This window comes from Bacillus sp. FSL K6-3200, from assembly GCF_038630485.1.
Taxonomy (GTDB): domain Bacteria; phylum Bacillota; class Bacilli; order Bacillales; family Bacillaceae; genus Bacillus; species Bacillus safensis.
Map to the genome: position 1 here is coordinate 1298366 of NZ_CP152032.1, position 16245 is coordinate 1314610.

General features: G+C 41.7%; 31 protein-coding genes and 1 pseudogene. All 32 read right to left on the bottom strand.

Features of this window, described 5'->3' with window-relative positions; genetic code table 11:
* Positions 1-52: 52 nt before the first annotated feature.
* On the bottom strand, positions 53-415 hold the full coding sequence (gene rplQ, locus MHI60_RS06495; RefSeq protein WP_003216944.1) for a 50S ribosomal protein L17: 363 nt from the start codon (positions 413-415) through the stop codon (positions 53-55).
* Between the two features lie 75 nt (positions 416-490).
* The gene (locus tag MHI60_RS06500; RefSeq protein ID WP_003217009.1) at positions 491-1435 is read right to left on the bottom strand and encodes a DNA-directed RNA polymerase subunit alpha; all 945 of its coding nucleotides are present in this window, start codon (positions 1433-1435) and stop codon (positions 491-493) included.
* Between the two features lie 175 nt (positions 1436-1610).
* Positions 1611-2006, bottom strand: coding sequence for a 30S ribosomal protein S11 (gene rpsK, locus MHI60_RS06505; RefSeq protein WP_003217231.1), 396 nt, complete (start codon positions 2004-2006; stop codon positions 1611-1613).
* A 20-nt stretch (positions 2007-2026) separates the two neighbouring features.
* On the bottom strand, positions 2027-2392 hold the full coding sequence (rpsM, locus tag MHI60_RS06510; protein WP_003217023.1) for a 30S ribosomal protein S13: 366 nt from the start codon (positions 2390-2392) through the stop codon (positions 2027-2029).
* A 21-nt stretch (positions 2393-2413) separates the two neighbouring features.
* On the bottom strand, positions 2414-2527 hold the full coding sequence (gene rpmJ / locus MHI60_RS06515) for a 50S ribosomal protein L36 (protein ID WP_003156543.1): 114 nt from the start codon (positions 2525-2527) through the stop codon (positions 2414-2416).
* 31 nt (positions 2528-2558) lie between these two features.
* Complete coding sequence (infA, locus tag MHI60_RS06520; RefSeq protein ID WP_003217190.1) at positions 2559-2777, bottom strand: translation initiation factor IF-1; 219 nt, start codon at positions 2775-2777, stop codon at positions 2559-2561.
* Positions 2755-3043: pseudogene (locus MHI60_RS06525) on the bottom strand (RNA-binding protein). Before MHI60_RS06525 ends, infA begins: the two are co-directional and overlap by 23 nt.
* 45 nt (positions 3044-3088) lie before the next feature.
* Positions 3089-3835 carry a type I methionyl aminopeptidase gene (map, locus tag MHI60_RS06530; RefSeq protein WP_003217210.1) on the bottom strand — a complete coding sequence of 249 codons (747 nt, stop codon included), beginning with the start codon at positions 3833-3835 and terminating at the stop codon, positions 3089-3091.
* Positions 3832-4485, bottom strand: a complete 654-nt coding sequence (locus MHI60_RS06535) for an adenylate kinase (RefSeq protein WP_024425604.1) — start codon at positions 4483-4485, stop codon at positions 3832-3834. Before MHI60_RS06535 ends, map begins: the two co-directional genes overlap by 4 nt.
* A gap of 55 nt (positions 4486-4540) precedes the next feature.
* Positions 4541-5833 carry a preprotein translocase subunit SecY gene (secY, locus tag MHI60_RS06540; protein ID WP_047203799.1) on the bottom strand — a complete coding sequence of 431 codons (1293 nt, stop codon included), beginning with the start codon at positions 5831-5833 and terminating at the stop codon, positions 4541-4543.
* A gap of 1 nt (position 5834) precedes the next feature.
* Positions 5835-6275 (bottom strand): 50S ribosomal protein L15, encoded by a 441-nt coding sequence (rplO, locus tag MHI60_RS06545; protein WP_003216888.1) that lies wholly within the window; start codon positions 6273-6275, stop codon positions 5835-5837.
* Positions 6276-6305: 30 nt separating this feature from the next.
* Complete coding sequence (gene rpmD / locus MHI60_RS06550; protein WP_003217067.1) at positions 6306-6488, bottom strand: 50S ribosomal protein L30; 183 nt, start codon at positions 6486-6488, stop codon at positions 6306-6308.
* Between the two features lie 13 nt (positions 6489-6501).
* Positions 6502-7002, bottom strand: coding sequence for a 30S ribosomal protein S5 (rpsE, locus tag MHI60_RS06555; RefSeq protein ID WP_007496332.1), 501 nt, complete (start codon positions 7000-7002; stop codon positions 6502-6504).
* A 24-nt stretch (positions 7003-7026) separates the two neighbouring features.
* Positions 7027-7389: a 50S ribosomal protein L18 gene (gene rplR / locus MHI60_RS06560; protein WP_095407554.1), complete on the bottom strand. Its 363-nt coding sequence runs from the start codon at positions 7387-7389 to the stop codon at positions 7027-7029.
* A 32-nt stretch (positions 7390-7421) separates the two neighbouring features.
* Positions 7422-7958 (bottom strand): 50S ribosomal protein L6, encoded by a 537-nt coding sequence (gene rplF / locus MHI60_RS06565; protein WP_048240164.1) that lies wholly within the window; start codon positions 7956-7958, stop codon positions 7422-7424.
* A gap of 31 nt (positions 7959-7989) precedes the next feature.
* The gene (gene rpsH, locus MHI60_RS06570) at positions 7990-8388 is read right to left on the bottom strand and encodes a 30S ribosomal protein S8 (protein WP_007496327.1); all 399 of its coding nucleotides are present in this window, start codon (positions 8386-8388) and stop codon (positions 7990-7992) included.
* A gap of 31 nt (positions 8389-8419) precedes the next feature.
* On the bottom strand, positions 8420-8605 hold the full coding sequence (gene rpsN, locus MHI60_RS06575) for a 30S ribosomal protein S14 (protein WP_008356542.1): 186 nt from the start codon (positions 8603-8605) through the stop codon (positions 8420-8422).
* A gap of 22 nt (positions 8606-8627) precedes the next feature.
* The gene (rplE, locus tag MHI60_RS06580; protein ID WP_024425600.1) at positions 8628-9167 is read right to left on the bottom strand and encodes a 50S ribosomal protein L5; all 540 of its coding nucleotides are present in this window, start codon (positions 9165-9167) and stop codon (positions 8628-8630) included.
* Positions 9168-9192: 25 nt separating this feature from the next.
* Positions 9193-9504, bottom strand: coding sequence for a 50S ribosomal protein L24 (gene rplX, locus MHI60_RS06585; RefSeq protein WP_008356538.1), 312 nt, complete (start codon positions 9502-9504; stop codon positions 9193-9195).
* A 35-nt stretch (positions 9505-9539) separates the two neighbouring features.
* The gene (gene rplN / locus MHI60_RS06590) at positions 9540-9908 is read right to left on the bottom strand and encodes a 50S ribosomal protein L14 (protein ID WP_003216882.1); all 369 of its coding nucleotides are present in this window, start codon (positions 9906-9908) and stop codon (positions 9540-9542) included.
* Positions 9909-9947: 39 nt separating this feature from the next.
* A complete protein-coding gene (rpsQ, locus tag MHI60_RS06595; protein ID WP_003216906.1) occupies positions 9948-10211 on the bottom strand; it encodes a 30S ribosomal protein S17 in 264 nt (87 codons plus the stop codon).
* 25 nt (positions 10212-10236) lie between these two features.
* On the bottom strand, positions 10237-10437 hold the full coding sequence (gene rpmC, locus MHI60_RS06600; RefSeq protein WP_003217155.1) for a 50S ribosomal protein L29: 201 nt from the start codon (positions 10435-10437) through the stop codon (positions 10237-10239).
* Positions 10427-10861: a 50S ribosomal protein L16 gene (gene rplP / locus MHI60_RS06605; protein ID WP_003156478.1), complete on the bottom strand. Its 435-nt coding sequence runs from the start codon at positions 10859-10861 to the stop codon at positions 10427-10429. Before rplP ends, rpmC begins: the two co-directional genes overlap by 11 nt.
* 1 nt (position 10862) lies before the next feature.
* Positions 10863-11519 carry a 30S ribosomal protein S3 gene (rpsC, locus tag MHI60_RS06610; protein ID WP_003217241.1) on the bottom strand — a complete coding sequence of 219 codons (657 nt, stop codon included), beginning with the start codon at positions 11517-11519 and terminating at the stop codon, positions 10863-10865.
* 3 nt (positions 11520-11522) lie between these two features.
* Positions 11523-11864, bottom strand: a complete 342-nt coding sequence (gene rplV, locus MHI60_RS06615; RefSeq protein ID WP_007496316.1) for a 50S ribosomal protein L22 — start codon at positions 11862-11864, stop codon at positions 11523-11525.
* Between the two features lie 17 nt (positions 11865-11881).
* Positions 11882-12160, bottom strand: a complete 279-nt coding sequence (gene rpsS / locus MHI60_RS06620; RefSeq protein ID WP_003216920.1) for a 30S ribosomal protein S19 — start codon at positions 12158-12160, stop codon at positions 11882-11884.
* Between the two features lie 57 nt (positions 12161-12217).
* Positions 12218-13051: a 50S ribosomal protein L2 gene (gene rplB, locus MHI60_RS06625; protein WP_024425599.1), complete on the bottom strand. Its 834-nt coding sequence runs from the start codon at positions 13049-13051 to the stop codon at positions 12218-12220.
* Positions 13052-13079: 28 nt separating this feature from the next.
* Entirely contained in the window at positions 13080-13367 is a 288-nt protein-coding gene (rplW, locus tag MHI60_RS06630; RefSeq protein ID WP_003217016.1) for a 50S ribosomal protein L23, read from the bottom strand.
* A complete protein-coding gene (gene rplD / locus MHI60_RS06635; protein WP_007496312.1) occupies positions 13367-13990 on the bottom strand; it encodes a 50S ribosomal protein L4 in 624 nt (207 codons plus the stop codon). The genes rplW and rplD overlap by 1 nt, the downstream gene beginning before the upstream one ends.
* Before the next feature lie 27 nt (positions 13991-14017).
* Positions 14018-14647 carry a 50S ribosomal protein L3 gene (rplC, locus tag MHI60_RS06640; protein ID WP_024425597.1) on the bottom strand — a complete coding sequence of 210 codons (630 nt, stop codon included), beginning with the start codon at positions 14645-14647 and terminating at the stop codon, positions 14018-14020.
* A 37-nt stretch (positions 14648-14684) separates the two neighbouring features.
* The gene (gene rpsJ, locus MHI60_RS06645; protein ID WP_003156464.1) at positions 14685-14993 is read right to left on the bottom strand and encodes a 30S ribosomal protein S10; all 309 of its coding nucleotides are present in this window, start codon (positions 14991-14993) and stop codon (positions 14685-14687) included.
* Between the two features lie 218 nt (positions 14994-15211).
* On the bottom strand, positions 15212-16171 hold the full coding sequence (locus MHI60_RS06650; protein ID WP_095407553.1) for an alpha/beta hydrolase: 960 nt from the start codon (positions 16169-16171) through the stop codon (positions 15212-15214).
* Positions 16172-16245 lie beyond the last annotated feature (74 nt).

Below are 16245 nucleotides of genomic sequence, written 5' to 3' on the forward strand. Positions count from 1 at the left end.
CATAGATCCAGTTATGAACTGTCCCGCCCTTTCTTAGATACACGATATGTGATTAAACTAATTCAATGACAGCCATTGGTGCGCCATCGCCGCGACGAGGTCCAAGCTTCATGATACGAGTGTATCCACCTTGGCGATCTTCGTAGCGAGTTGCAACGTCAGCGAATAATTTTTGAAGTGCATCTTGGTTTGTTTCAGCGTTAGCTACTTCATTACGAATGTAAGCTGCAGCTTGACGGCGAGCATGAAGATCTCCGCGTTTGCCAAGAGTGATCATTTTTTCAACTACAGAGCGAAGTTCTTTCGCACGTGTTTCAGTTGTTTCAATGCGTTCGTTGATGATCAAATCAGTCGTTAGGTCACGAAGCATTGCTTTACGTTGTGCACTAGTGCGTCCTAGCTTTCTGTATGCCATGTGATGTCCCCTCCTTAATTAGAGATGCTGTATGAATAAAAAACACACGAAAATCCTAGTTCACAATGAAACTAGTCAATCGTCTTTACGAAGACCCAGTCCAAGTTCTTCTAGTTTCGCTTTCACTTCTTCAAGAGATTTACGTCCAAGGTTACGAACTTTCATCATATCCTCTTCTGTCTTGTTAGCAAGCTCTTGAACAGTATTAATACCCGCACGCTTCAAACAGTTGTAAGAACGAACAGAAAGATCAAGCTCTTCAATTGTCATTTCAAGCACTTTTTCTTTTTGGTCTTCTTCTTTCTCAACCATGATTTCAGCATGCTGAGCTTCGTCAGTTAACCCAACGAAAATATTCAGGTGTTCAGTTAAAATCTTAGAACCTAGAGCGATCGCTTCTTTCGGTCCTGTGCTTCCATCAGTCCATACATCTAGTGTTAGTTTATCATAGTTTGTGATTTGCCCAACACGGGTGTTCTCCACTTGATAAGTCACACGAGATACAGGTGTATAGATTGAGTCGATCGGAATCACACCGATTGGCTGATCGTCTCTTTTGTTTGCATCAGCAGGATTATACCCGCGACCTCTTTGTGCAGTTAAGCGAACACGGAAGCTCGCATTCTTGCCAAGAGTTGCGATGTGAAGATCTGGATTTAAAATTTCAATATCGCTGTCGTGTGTAATATCAGCAGCTGTTACAGTACCTTCATCTTGTACATCAATTTCAAGCGTCTTCTCTTCTTCAGAGTAGATTTTGAGTGCAAGCTTTTTAATGTTTAAGATAATCGTTGTAACATCTTCAACCACGCCTTCGATCGTTGAGAATTCGTGTAAGACACCATCTATCTGGATCGATGTTACAGCTGCACCAGGAAGTGAGGATAAAAGGATACGACGAAGGGAGTTCCCTAAAGTGGTACCATATCCACGCTCAAGTGGCTCTACGACAAACTTGCCATACTTGGCATCGTCGCTGATTTCAACCGTTTCGATTTTTGGTTTTTCAATTTCGATCATCTAATAAAACCCTCCTTCAAAACGTCGAAACCTCGAATAGAATCATATGAGATTCCATCCGAAATTCCTCATTGTTTAGTCCCGTATGTGCTCAGGCAACGAGTCGTGTATTCGTCTCATAAATAACTGTATCATAACCCATTATTGACAGGGACACAAAATCTATACAAACAAATTACACGCGGCGACGTTTTGGTGGACGGCATCCGTTATGAGGAACTGGAGTTACGTCTCTAATTGCAGTAACTTCAAGACCTGCAGCTTGAAGTGCACGAATTGCAGCTTCACGACCAGAACCAGGACCTTTAACAGTTACTTCAAGTGTTTTAAGACCATGTTCGATAGAACCTTTAGCAGCAGTTTCAGCAGCCATTTGTGCAGCGAAAGGAGTAGATTTACGAGAACCTCTGAATCCTAATGCACCAGCACTTGACCAAGAAATTGCGTTTCCATGAACATCAGTAATCGTTACAATCGTGTTGTTGAAAGTGGAACGGATATGAGCGATTCCAGCTTCAATATTCTTTTTCACGCGACGTTTACGCGTATTTTGTTTACGAGCAGCAGCCATTCTTTAACTACCTCCTTTACTTATTTTTTCTTGTTAGCTACAGTACGACGCGGACCTTTACGAGTACGCGCGTTGTTTTTTGTGTTTTGTCCACGAACAGGAAGTCCTCTACGATGACGGATTCCGCGGTAGCTTCCGATTTCAATTAGACGCTTAATGTTAAGTGAAACTTCACGACGAAGGTCACCTTCTACTTTAAGTTTGTCAATGATATCACGGATTTTACCAAGTTCGTCTTCAGTTAGATCGCGAACGCGAGTGTCTTCAGAAACACCTGCTTCTTTAAGGACTTGTTGCGCAGTCGTACGACCAATTCCAAAAACATATGTTAAAGAAATGACAACACGTTTATCACGTGGAATATCTACACCAGCAATACGAGCCATGATTTGGGCACCTCCTTGTTATTAGCCTTGTTTTTGTTTATGTTTTGGGTTTTCACAGATCACCATTACTTTTCCTTTTCTGCGAATCACTTTACATTTTTCACAGATAGGTTTAACAGATGGTCTCACTTTCATGTGTTTCCAACCTCCTTCTTCCGGAGTTGCTTTATTTGTAACGGTACGTAATTCTACCACGAGTTAAGTCATATGGAGATAATTCTACCGTAACTTTGTCTCCAGGTAAAATGCGAATGAAGTGCATACGGATTTTTCCTGATACATGAGCCAAAACTGTATGACCATTCTCTAGTTCAACTTTGAACATTGCATTTGGCAAAGTTTCTGCTACAGTACCTTCCACTTCAATTACATCGTCTTTCGCCATTCAAGTGTTCTCCCTTCTTCAAATCAGTAACTTGCTCTCTGACAAATGTCCAAATGAGAATCTCTCAATTGTCCATCTATCACCCGACCTGTTTTGAATATACTGTTCTGAACTTCCGGAGATACGCAATCATAAAAGGTTATATGATTGATATTTTTTCTTAGGAGAATGAAATTTACGCTTTTCTCCGTCTGCGATTAGTACATGGCAGCCAACGAACATGCCGATGACACCTGTATACTGATCTTGTTCTTTCTTTGGACTATACAGACAACCTGCCCGATTTGGGCCTGAAAGGCTTCAGTGAAGACCTAAATCTTAGTCAGTATATCAAAACCTGTATCTGTAATCGCAATCGTATGCTCAAAGTGAGCACACTTTTTCCCATCAACCGTTACAACCGTCCAGTTATCAGCCAATGTTTTCACATATCGGCTGCCTGCGTTCACCATCGGTTCGATGGCCAACACCATTCCAGGTTTTAGCCGCGGGCCTTTGTTGGGCGGACCATAATGAGGAATTTGAGGGTCCTCATGAAGATCCTGTCCGACCCCATGTCCAACATATTCTCTAACAACTGAAAAATTTTCATTTTCAACATACGTTTGTATGGCATGGGAAATGTTCGACAGACGTTCGCCTGGCTTTGCTTCCTGTAAGCCTTTATATAGAGATTCCTCTGTGACTTCCAGTAGTTTGCGGTCTTCATCACTGATTACCCCAACTGGATAAGTCCAAGCAGAGTCACCATGATAGCCATTTAACTTTGCGCCAATATCGATACTAATGATGTCACCATCACGTAAAACCCGTTTACCAGGAATACCGTGAACGAGTTCTTCATTCACCGAAACGCAAATGCTCCCGCGAAAACCATTATACCCTTTAAAAGATGGGATTGCACCCTGCTTTGTAATAAAACGTTCGGCAATTTGATCCAATTCTTTTGTCGAAATACCTGGTTTTATATGTTTCTTCAGCTCTTCATGAGTCAGTGCGACAATACGTCCAGCTTCTCTCATAATCTCAAGCTCGCGAGGAGTTTTACAGATAATCATTTATTTAATCCTCCAAGCAGGTCCTTGATATCTGCATATACATCGTTAATGTGCTTCGCACCATCAATGTTTGCAAGATATCCTTTTTCTGAATAGAAGTTCAGTAAAGGTTCAGTCTGCTTTAAGTTCACTTCAAGTCTAGTCGAAACGGTTTCTGCATTATCATCTGCACGTTGATAAAGCTCGCCTCCACACTTGTCACAAACATTTTCTTTCGCAGGTGGATTAAATACTAAATGATATGTTGCTCCGCAATTTTTGCAAATTCTTCGGCCAGTCAGACGCTCCATCAAAGCATCTTTATCGACTTTAATATTAATGACATAATCAATCGTTCTGCCAAGGTCCTTTAGAATTTCTTCTAAAGCTTCAGCCTGAGCGACTGTTCGCGGAAATCCGTCCAGAAGAAAACCTTGTTCACAATCATTTTTGCCAAGTCTTTCTCTAACAATACCGATTGTGACCTCATCAGGAACAAGCTCTCCTTTATCGATAAAGGATTTTGCTTCGAGCCCAAGTTGTGTCTCCTCTTTCATAGCAGCGCGGAACATATCTCCTGTTGAGATATGAGGGATCCCATAATCATCAACAATTCGTTCTGCCTGAGTGCCTTTACCAGCACCCGGAAGCCCCATTAAGACTAAGTTCATTTCGGATTTCCCCTTCCTTACTTAGAGAGGTTGGGCAGCTGCCCAGCCCTCTGTTTTATTTCATAAATCCACGGTAGTTTCGTTTCACTAATTGGCTTTCAAGCTGTTTCATTGTTTCAAGTGCAACACCTACAACAATGAGAAGACTTGTGCCGCCAATTTGTGCAGCGGAAGGTAATCCAGCGAATTGAATGAAAAAGATAGGAAGTATTGAAATCACGGCTAAGAAAATGGCGCCCACAAACGTGAGTCGGTACAAAATGCTCGTAATTCTATCTTGAGTCATTTTCCCTGGACGAACTCCCGGGATATAGCCACCCTGCTTTTGCAGATTTTCAGCCATTTGTTCAGGATTGACTTGGACAAAGGCATAAAAATATGTGAAAGCAACAATCAGTGCTACATAAATCGTCATACCGATTGGCTTAGTATAGTCAAAGTTGTTGGTTATCCAAGTTGTCACATTATTGGTTCCGAAGAACGATGCGATCGTCTGCGGAGTAATAATGAAAGAAACGGCAAAGATGACTGGAATCACCCCTGCTGGATTCACTTTCAATGGAAGGTGCGTTGCTTGACTAGCAGACATTTGTGCACGGCCAGTTCCTTTTGAATATTGAATTGCAATCTTTCTCACTGCCATTTGAATGTAAATAACACCGATAACAATGACAAGAATGGCAATTACAATAAGGGCAATTTTAAGGATTTGCATGAACAGCTGTCCATCTCCACCTACAAATTGTTGAGCGTACACTTGTTTTAATGTTTGAGGGATACCAGCGATGATACCGGAAAAGATAATAATCGAAATCCCGTTACCAACACCGTGAGCAGTAATCTGCTCACCCAGCCACATTAAAAATGCTGTTCCCGCAGTAAGTACGACCGCAATTAAGAGATACGTTGAAACACCAGGGTTTTCAATCAGCATGCCTCCTGCCATATTGTTGAATCCATATGACATTCCTAACGCCTGGATAAATCCTAGAACAATTGTAAAATACCTTGTGAATTGTGCTAATTTTCGGCGGCCAACCTCTCCTTGCTTTGACCACTCAGTAAACTTCGGAACAACATCCATCTGCAAGAGCTGAATGATGATCGAAGCAGTGATATACGGCATAATCCCCATTGCAAGAATGGAGAATTGGAAAAGTGCCCCGCCCCCAAACGTGTTGAGGATTCCGAAAACACTCATTTGATCCTGTGCCTGGAGAACTTCGGCGTTCACATTAGGCACAGGGATGAAAGCACCTATACGAAAGACGACTAACATTAAAAGTGTGAATATAATCTTATTCCGTATATCTTTCACGCGCATAAAATTGGAGATTGTCTTAAACAAGTTAGATCACCTCGGCTGTACCGCCAGCAGCTTCAATCGCTTCTTTCGCAGAAGCAGAGAATTTATTGGCTTTTACAGTTAATTTTTTTTCTAATTTACCGTTGCCAAGAATTTTTACTCCTGCTTTTAACTTGCTTATTGCACCAGTCTCTAGAAGAAGTTCAGGAGTTACTTCCGTTCCTTCGTCAAAACTGTTTAATCTGTCTAAGTTGATTACCGCGTAATCTTTACGGTTGATGTTTGTAAAACCACGTTTTGGAAGGCGTTGGAATAAAGGCATCTGACCACCTTCGAAACCAGGGCGTACACCGCCGCCAGAACGAGCGTTTTGACCTTTATGACCTTTACCAGAAGTTTTACCGTTACCTGATCCAATACCACGACCAACACGGTTGCGTACTTTACGTGAACCTTCTGAAGGCTTCAATTCATGAAGTTTCATTTGGGCACCTCCTTATCGATTAAAAATGTTTTATTGTTCTTTAACAGAAACTAAATGAGACACCTTGTTAATCATGCCGCGGATCGCTGCATTGTCTTCATGTACGACTGTTTGGTTTGTTTTCTTAAGACCAAGAGTACGAACAGTGACACGCTGATCTTCAGGGCGACCGATTACACTGCGTTTGAGGGTAATTTCTAATTTATTTGCCATTATTGTTCCCTCCTTATCCTAACAGGTCTTCTACAGATTTTCCACGAAGCTTCGCTACATCTTCAGCACGTTTAAGCTCACTTAAACCTTGAAGTGTTGCGCGGATCATGTTGATCGGTGTATTAGAACCTAGAGATTTAGAAAGGATATCAGCTAGACCAGCAAGCTCAAGTACCGCACGCACTGGGCCTCCAGCGATAACTCCTGTACCTTCTGAAGCAGGCTTCAATAGAACGTTTCCTGCACCGAATCGACCGATGATTTCATGTGGAATTGTAGTTCCAACCATTGGTACTTCAATTAAATTCTTTTTCGCATCTTCAACAGCTTTGCGGATCGCTTCTGGTACTTCTTGTGCTTTACCAGTACCGAAACCTACATGACCGTTTTTGTCACCGACAACAACTAAAGCTGCAAAACGGAAACGACGTCCACCTTTAACAACTTTCGCTACGCGGTTAACCGTAACTAAGCGTTCTTCTAACTCTAATTTGCTTGGGTCAATACGACTCATTCGGATGTGTCCCTCCTTCTTTTATTAAAATTTAAGTCCAGCCTCACGAGCAGCTTCAGCTAGAGCTTTTACACGTCCATGATATAGGTATCCTCCGCGGTCAAATACCACGTTAGAGATTCCTTTTTCAACAGCACGTTTTGCAACAAGTTCGCCAACTTTAGTAGCAGCTGCAGTGTCAGAACTATTCTCGCTCTTTAACTCTTTATCAAGAGTAGAAGCACTTACAAGTGTTACACCGTTAACATCATCAATTACTTGAGCGTAGATATTCTTGTTAGAACGGAAAACGTTAAGGCGAGGTCTTTCAGCAGTACCTGAAAGTTTCGCACGAACACGAGCATGTCTTTTAAGACGAGTAGCGTTTTTGCTAGTTTTCGTAATCATCCGAGTCACTCCTTTCTTCACTTTAAGCGATCTTACTTACCAGTTTTTCCTTCTTTACGGCGAACGAATTCACCTTCGTAACGAATTCCTTTACCTTTGTAAGGCTCTGGAGCACGGACAGCGCGGATGTTAGAAGCTAGAGCTCCTACACGCTCTTTATCGATACCTTTAATGATTACTTTCGTTTGAGATGGAACTTCTACTTCAACTCCAGCCTCAGGAACGATTTCAACTGGGTGAGAGTATCCAACGTTAAGAACAAGTTTGTTTCCAGATTTAGCTGCACGGTAACCGACACCGATAAGTTCTAAACCTCTTTCGAAACCTTTAGATACACCTTCAACCATGTTTGCAATCAAGCTACGTGTTGTACCATGTAATGCACGGTGTTCTTTATTTTCAGACGGACGGCTTACAGTTAAGACGTTGTCCTCAATTTTAATTTCCATATCAGGGTGAAATGTACGAGTTAGTTCACCTTTTGGTCCCTTTACTGTCACTGTGTTATCGTTGTTTGTCACAGTTACTCCTGAAGGGATCTCGATTAGTTTTTTACCTATACGAGACATACCAAGCACCTCCATTCATCTTAAACTTTTTTTACCATACGTAAGCAAGTACTTCTCCACCAGCTTGTTTAGCACGGGCTTCTTTGTCCGATAAAACACCTTGTGATGTAGAAATAATTGCGATTCCAAGTCCGTTAAGTACACGTGGTACTTCATTTGATTTCGCATATACGCGTAAACCAGGTTTACTGATTCTTTTAAGACCAGTGATAACACGTTCGTTGTTTTGGCCGTATTTAAGGAACAAACGGATAATTCCTTGTTTGCTGTCTTCGACGTACTCAACGTCACGGATAAAACCTTCACGCTTTAAGATTTCAGCAATTTCTCTTTTGATTTTTGAAGCCGGTACTTCTAGCTTCTCATGACGTACCATGTTCGCATTGCGAATACGAGTCAGCAAATCTGCAATCGGATCTGTCATAACCATTATTTAATAACCTCCTTCCCATTTATGGGGATTACCAGCTGGCTTTTTTAACGCCAGGAATTTGTCCTTTATATGCAAGTTCGCGGAAACAAATACGGCAAAGTTTAAACTTACGAATAACTGAATGTGGACGTCCACAACGTTCGCAGCGCGTATACTCTTGAACTTTAAACTTTTGTTTGCGTTGTTGTTTCGCAATCATAGACTTTTTAGCCACGATTTCGCCTCCCTTTCATTGATTATTTCTGGAACGGCATACCTACTTGAGTTAATAACTCACGTGCTTCTTCGTCCGTATTGGCAGTAGTAACGATAACGATATCCATACCGCGGACCTTTGTTACTTTATCGTAATCAATTTCTGGGAAGATTAACTGTTCTTTAATACCAAGCGTGTAGTTTCCACGACCGTCGAAAGATTTCTTAGAAATCCCGCGGAAGTCACGTACACGTGGTAAAGACACAGAAATAAGTTTATCAAGGAAATCATACATGCGCTCTCCGCGAAGTGTTACTTTCGCACCGATTGGCATTCCTTCACGTAGACGGAATCCAGCAATAGACTTCTTCGCACGAGTAACGACAGGTTTTTGACCAGCGATAAACGTTAATTCTTCAACAGCAGTATCGATTGCTTTAGCGTTTTGAACGGCGTCACCAACACCCATGTTGATCACGATTTTTTCGATTTTTGGCACTTGCATTACTGAAGTGTATTCAAACTTAGAAACTAATGCAGGTGTAATTTCTTTTACATACTTTTCTTTAAGGCGGTTCATGAGAAAGACCTCCCTTCCTTATTTACTATTTATCTAGAACTTGCCCAGATTTTTTCGCTACACGGACTTTCTTTCCGTCCTCAACTTTATACCCAACACGTGTCACTTCACCCGTTTTAGGATCAAGCGGCATTACGTTTGATACGTGGATCGGCGCTTCTTGTTCAGAAATTCCGCCTTGAGGGTTAGCTTGGGTTGGTTTAGAGTGTTTTTTCACAAGGTTAATACCTTCTACTAAAACACGTTCCTTTTTAGGGAAAGCAGCAAGGATGACACCTTGTTTACCTTTATCTTTACCAGAGATAACCACTACTTTATCGCCCTTTTTAACATGCATTTAATCGCACCTCCTTGAGTCGCGGATTGTATTCATTAAAGTACTTCTGGTGCTAGAGAAACAATTTTCATATAGTTGTTTTCACGAAGTTCACGTGCTACTGGTCCGAAGATACGAGTTCCACGTGGGCTCTTGTCGTCACGGATGATGACACATGCATTTTCGTCGAAACTGATGTAAGATCCATCGTTTCTGCGAGCTCCGCTCTTTGTACGAACGATAACTGCTTTCACAACTTCACCTTTTTTGACAACGCCTCCAGGTGTTGCTTGTTTAACCGTACAAACAATGACATCACCGATGTTAGCCGTCTTACGTCCAGAGCCACCAAGAACTTTAATCGTTAGTACTTCGCGTGCGCCAGAGTTGTCAGCTACTTTTAAACGAGTCTCCTGTTGAATCATTAATGTTACCTCCTTTCGGAAAAAGAAATCCGAACTTTATTAGATAATAACGGCTTCTTCGACAACTTCAACTAGACGAAAGCGTTTAGTCGCAGATAAAGGACGAGTTTCCATGACCTTTACGATGTCTCCGATTTTTGCTTGGTTGTTTTCATCATGTGCTTTGAACTTTTTAGAGTATCTTACACGTTTGCCATAAAGTGAATGCTTTTTGTATGTTTCAACTACAACAGTGATGGTTTTATCCATTTTGTCAGAAACAACACGACCTTGATACACTTTACGTTGGTTACGTTCGCTCATGTTTGCGGGGCCTCCCCTCTAATTATTATTTATTAGCAGCGATTTCTCTTTGACGAATCACAGTTTTCATGCGTGCGATTGATTTACGCACTTCACGAATGCGAGCAGTGTTTTCAAGCTGCCCAGTCGCTAATTGGAAACGAAGATTGAAAAGTTCTTCTTTAAGAGACTTTACTTTTTGTTCAATTTCAGCAGTGGTAAGGTCACGAATTTCATTAGCTTTCATTTGATTCACCACCAATTTCTTCACGTTTTACGAACTTCGTTTTAATTGGCAATTTGTGAGATGCAAGACGAAGAGCTTCACGAGCAACTTCTTCAGACACGCCAGAAATTTCAAATAAAACTTTGCCCGGTTTTACTACAGCTACCCATCCTTCTGGAGCACCTTTACCGGAACCCATGCGGACCTCTAGAGGTTTAGCTGTGTATGGCTTAGAAGGGAAAATTTTAATCCAAACTTTACCGCCACGTTTCATGTAACGAGTCATAGCAATACGAGCAGCTTCGATTTGACGGTTTGTGATCCAAGAAGCTTCAAGAGCTTGGATACCGTACTCACCGAAATGTACTTCAGTACCGCCTTTTGCACGACCACGCATTTTTCCACGATGTTCTCTGCGATACTTCACGCGTTTTGGCAATAACATATTATTTTCCTCCTTCCGCAGTATTCTTCTTAGTTGGAAGGACTTCTCCACGATAGATCCATACTTTTACGCCAAGCTTACCATAAGTAGTGTCAGCTTCAGCAGTAGCATAGTCGATGTCAGCACGAAGTGTGTGCAATGGAACAGTACCTTCACTGTAATATTCAGAACGAGCAATATCTGCACCGCCAAGACGACCAGAAACCATTGTTTTGATTCCTTGTGCTCCAGCACGCATTGTGCGTTGGATTGTTTGTTTTTGTGCACGACGGAATGAAATACGATTTTCAAGTTGACGAGCGATGTTTTCAGCAACTAGCTGAGCATCAAGATCTGCTCTCTTGATTTCAAGAATGTTGATGTGTACACGTTTGCCAGTTAGGCTGTTAAGAGCTTTACGAAGTGCTTCAACTTCAGATCCGCCTTTACCAATTACCATACCTGGTTTAGCCGTGTGGATTGTGATATTTACGCGGTTTGCAGCACGTTCGATTTCTACTTTAGAAACAGACGCGTCAGACAAACGCTTGCTGATGAATTCACGGATTTTCAAGTCTTCATGTAAGAAGTCAGCGTAATCTTTTCCTGCGAACCATTTAGATTCCCAATCACGAATGACGCCAATACGAAGACCTACTGGATTTACCTTTTGACCCACGGATTATCCCTCCTTCTTTTCTGATACAACGATTGTAATGTGGCTAGTACGTTTGTTAATTGCGCTCGCACGACCCATAGCACGTGGACGGAATCTCTTAAGTGTTGGACCTTCGTCAACGAATGCTTGAGTAATCACTAGGCTGTTAGCGTCCAACTCGTAGTTGTGCTCAGCGTTTGCGATAGCAGATTTTAATACTTTTTCAATAATTGGTGAAGCAGCCTTAGGTGTAAGGTTTAAGATAGAAACTGCTTCTCCTACTTGCTTACCTCGGATCAGGTCCATTACTAGACGTGCTTTACGAGGAGCAATACGGACTGTTCTTGCGACAGCTTTAGCTTGCATTTAAAAGCCTCCTCTCATTAGCGTCTTGTTTTTTTATCGTCACTAGCATGACCTTTGTAAGTACGGCTTGGTGCGAATTCGCCCAATTTGTGACCTACCATATCTTCAGAAATGAAAACAGGTACATGTTTGCGTCCGTCATAGACAGCGATTGTGTGACCGATGAATTGTGGGAAAATTGTAGAACGACGAGACCAAGTTTTTACGACTTGCTTTTTGTCAGTTTCATTCAATTTCTCGACTTTAGCCATCAAATGATCATCAACAAATGGTCCTTTTTTTAAGCTGCGAGCCATTGTGGAACCTCCCTTCGTGATTGAACTACGGTCCTAAATGAACCGTAGACAACCCCGTTACTTGTTTTTACGACGACGTACAATGAATTTATCAGACTTGTTGGTTTTCTTACGAGTCTTGAATCCAAGAGTCGGTTTACCCCATGGAGACATTGGTGATTTACGTCCGATTGGAGCGCGTCCTTCACCACCACCGTGTGGGTGATCGTTAGGGTTCATTACAGAACCACGAACTGTTGGGCGTACGCCTTTCCAGCGAGAACGTCCAGCTTTACCGATGTTAATTAATTCGTGTTGCTCGTTTCCAACTTGACCGATAGTCGCACGGCAAGCAGAAAGAATCATGCGAACTTCTCCTGAGTTCAAACGTACAAGAACGTATTTACCTTCTTTACCTAGAACTTGAGCAGAAGTACCAGCAGAACGAACTAATTGTCCACCTTTACCTGGTTTTAATTCAATGTTATGCACAACTGTACCAACTGGGATGTTGATAAGTGGAAGAGCATTACCTGGTTTGATGTCAGCTTCTGGTCCAGAAGTAACTTCAGTACCAACTTGGATTCCTTTCGGAGCAAGAATGTAACGTTTCTCACCATCTGCATAGTTTACAAGAGCGATGTTCGCTGAACGGTTTGGATCATACTCGATTGTAGCAACGCGTCCAGGTATACCGTCTTTATCACGCTTAAAGTCGATGATACGGTATTGACGTTTGTGACCGCCACCTTGATGACGAACAGTCAATCTACCTTGGTTGTTACGTCCGCCTTTTTTGTGTAGCGGTGCAAGCAACGATTTTTCTGGTTTGTCAGTCGTGATTTCAGCAAAATCTGAAGTAGTCATGCCACGACGACCATTACTGGTTGGTTTATACTTTTTAATCGCCATTTTGAATTTCCCTCCTTCTTTTTAAGATTTACGCTTCAAAAATTTCGATTTCTTTGCTGTCAGCAGTTAATTTCACGATCGCTTTTCTGCGACGGCTAGTCATACCAGTGTAGCGTCCAACGCGTTTTGATTTCCCTTTGTAGTTTTGAACGTTGACTTTCTCAACTTTCACTCCAAAGATTTCTTCAACAGCATCTTTCACTTCTGTTTTGTTAGCTCTGACATCAACTTCGAACGTGTACTTCTTCTCTGTCATTAGATCAGCAGAACGTTCAGTAATGATAGGGCGCTTTAGAACATCACGAGGATCTTTCATTATGCAAGTCCCTCCTCTACTTTTTCAACCGCTGCTTTAGTGATCAGAAGTTTGTCGTGGTTGACAACGTCAAGAACGTTGATACCGTTAGCTTCAACAACTGTTACTCCAGGGATGTTACGAGCAGATAAAGCAACTGTTTCGTTTGCATCCGCAGTGACGATCAACGCTTTCTTCTCAACAGATAATCCTTTAAGGATGCCTGCGAACTCTTTCGTTTTCACTGCATCTAGAGTCAAATCTTCAAGAACGATGATGTTGTTGTCGATTACTTTAGAAGACAATACTGACTTGATAGCCAAGCGGCGAACTTTTTTAGGTAATTTATAAGAATAGCTGCGTGGTGTTGGACCGAATACGATACCGCCTCCGCGCCATTGTGGTGAACGGATAGAACCTTGACGAGCACGACCTGTACCCTTCTGTCTCCAAGGTTTACGACCTCCGCCACGTACTTCAGAACGAGTTTTTACTTTGTGAGTTCCTTGACGTAAGGAAGCTCTTTGCATAAGAATAGCATCGAATACTACGCTTTCGTTTGGCTCGATTCCAAACACAGAAGCGTTTAATTCGATTTCACCGTTAGTAGAACCGTTTTGGTTAAATAATGCTACTTTTGGCATGACTTGTTTCCTCCTTTCCTAAGAGAGTTATTTAGATTTAACTGCACTCTTTACAGTTACTAGAGATTTTTTAGCTCCTGGTACGTTTCCTTTGATCAATAGAAGATTGCGTTCTGCATCAACTTTAACGATCTCAAGGTTTTGGACAGTGATTTGCTCTCCGCCCATACGACCTGGAAGAAGTTTACCTTTGAATACACGGTTTGGATCAACAGGTCCCATTGAACCAGGACGACGGTGGTAACGTGAACCGTGAGTCATTGGTCCGCGTGATTGTCCGTGGCGTTTGATAGCCCCTTGGAATCCTTTACCTTTTGATGTTCCTGTTACATCTACGATATCTCCATTTGCGAAAATATCAACTTTGACTTCCTGACCAACTTCATACGCATCTAACTCCGCACCGCGTAATTCTTTTACGAAGCGCTTAGGAGCAGTTTCCGCTTTAGCAACGTGGCCTTTCTCTGGTTTGTTAGAAAGCTTTTCACGTTTGTCATCAAAACCGATTTGGATTGCTTCATAGCCATCCGTGTCAACAGTCTTCTTTTGAAGAACAACGTTAGCAGCAGCCTCAACAACAGTTACAGGGATAAGATCACCGTTTTCTGCGAATACTTGCGTCATACCAATTTTTCTACCTAAGATTCCTTTGGTCATTAGTCACACCTCCTATAATATGTGTTTTCTATTTGAATTAAAGTTTGATTTCGATATCTACACCAGATGGTAAATCTAAACGCATAAGTGCATCAACTGTTTGTGGAGTTGGATTCACGATGTCGATTAGACGTTTGTGAGTACGCATCTCAAATTGCTCACGAGAATCTTTGTACTTATGCACCGCACGAAGGATTGTGTAAACTGATTTTTCAGTTGGAAGCGGGATTGGACCAGATACACTAGCACCAGAACGCTTAGCCGTTTCAACAATCTTCTCAGCAGATTGATCAAGAATTCTATGATCATATGCTTTTAAACGAATACGAATTTTTTGTTTTGCCATTATTTTCCCTCCTTTTCGCCTACTTACGTTAGACAGTTCTCCGTGAGAAAAACCTGATCACCTCGCCATGGCAAAGCGGCCGGGTGTGTCAGCAACCTCTCACTTCATCGCAGTCAAAGACCAACATGCACTATTGTACCAAATTGGCCTGCGTGTTGCAATAATAAATCGGATAAATTTATGATTTGCACACTTTTCATATTATACAGGGATTCAGCCTATAAATCAAGCTTTCCCTGAAGATGATGTATAGCAGTCTTTCTTATGATGCGTATAAATTCATCTGGCTCCTCAATATGCGGGGAATGTGCAGATTCTTTAAAAGTAAACCATTCTTTGATTGGTGCTTTTAATTGATCAACATATGGTTTTGATACAGCAGCTGGTGTAATCATATCGTGATCACCGATGAGAAAGTAGCACGGTATTAATATAGTAGAAACTCGGTATTGAATGCTCTCATTCATTAGCTGATTCCATAGCTTGTCTTGACTAAACTTCTGCCCTTTTATGAACTTCCATTTATCTTTCAGCTGATATTGCTTACTAAAAAGAAACCCTTTTAGCATTTGAAAAACCGGCTTCCATCTATGTGTGAAACCTACGCTTGCGAATTCTTTATATAGTGAAAACAAGGCATGAGCTGATGTTCGTTTCCATGGAGGAGGAGTCAGTAATCGAAGACACCCAGTAAACAGCCGATTGCGATGGTATTTCTTCAATAGAAGCTCGTACGAAACGATATCTTCTTTTAACACATCTACTACCTGACTAATCCCATAATAAGCATGATATAGATCTGGACGCTTATGTACTGCTTGTATGGCAATTAATGATCCCCACGAGTATCCCGCAATATACAATTTTGAATGACCTAGATAAGATAGGATCTTCTCGGTCAGTTCAATCGTGTCTTCAATAAATTGTTGAATGGTCATCGATGCATCAGGAAGATTCTTTTGATAAGAAAGTCCTGCGCCCCGCTGATCCCAATGCACAACTGTAAAGTCCTGATCAAGTTCCTCGTGAAAGGAATCAATATAACTGATTTGAGCCGAGCCGGGCCCGCCGTGTAAAAATAAAAGTACAGGCTTCGATTCACTCGTCTGGTCTTCTTTCATCATAATCCATTGGTCAATCCCGCCGATCAACCATTTTTTCAAATATGTCTTTGCCATTCCAGCGATCCTCTCGGTTCCATTTAGATTCTATAGCTTATAGTAGCCGTTCTGATCTGGAAAAGCAAAAAAAG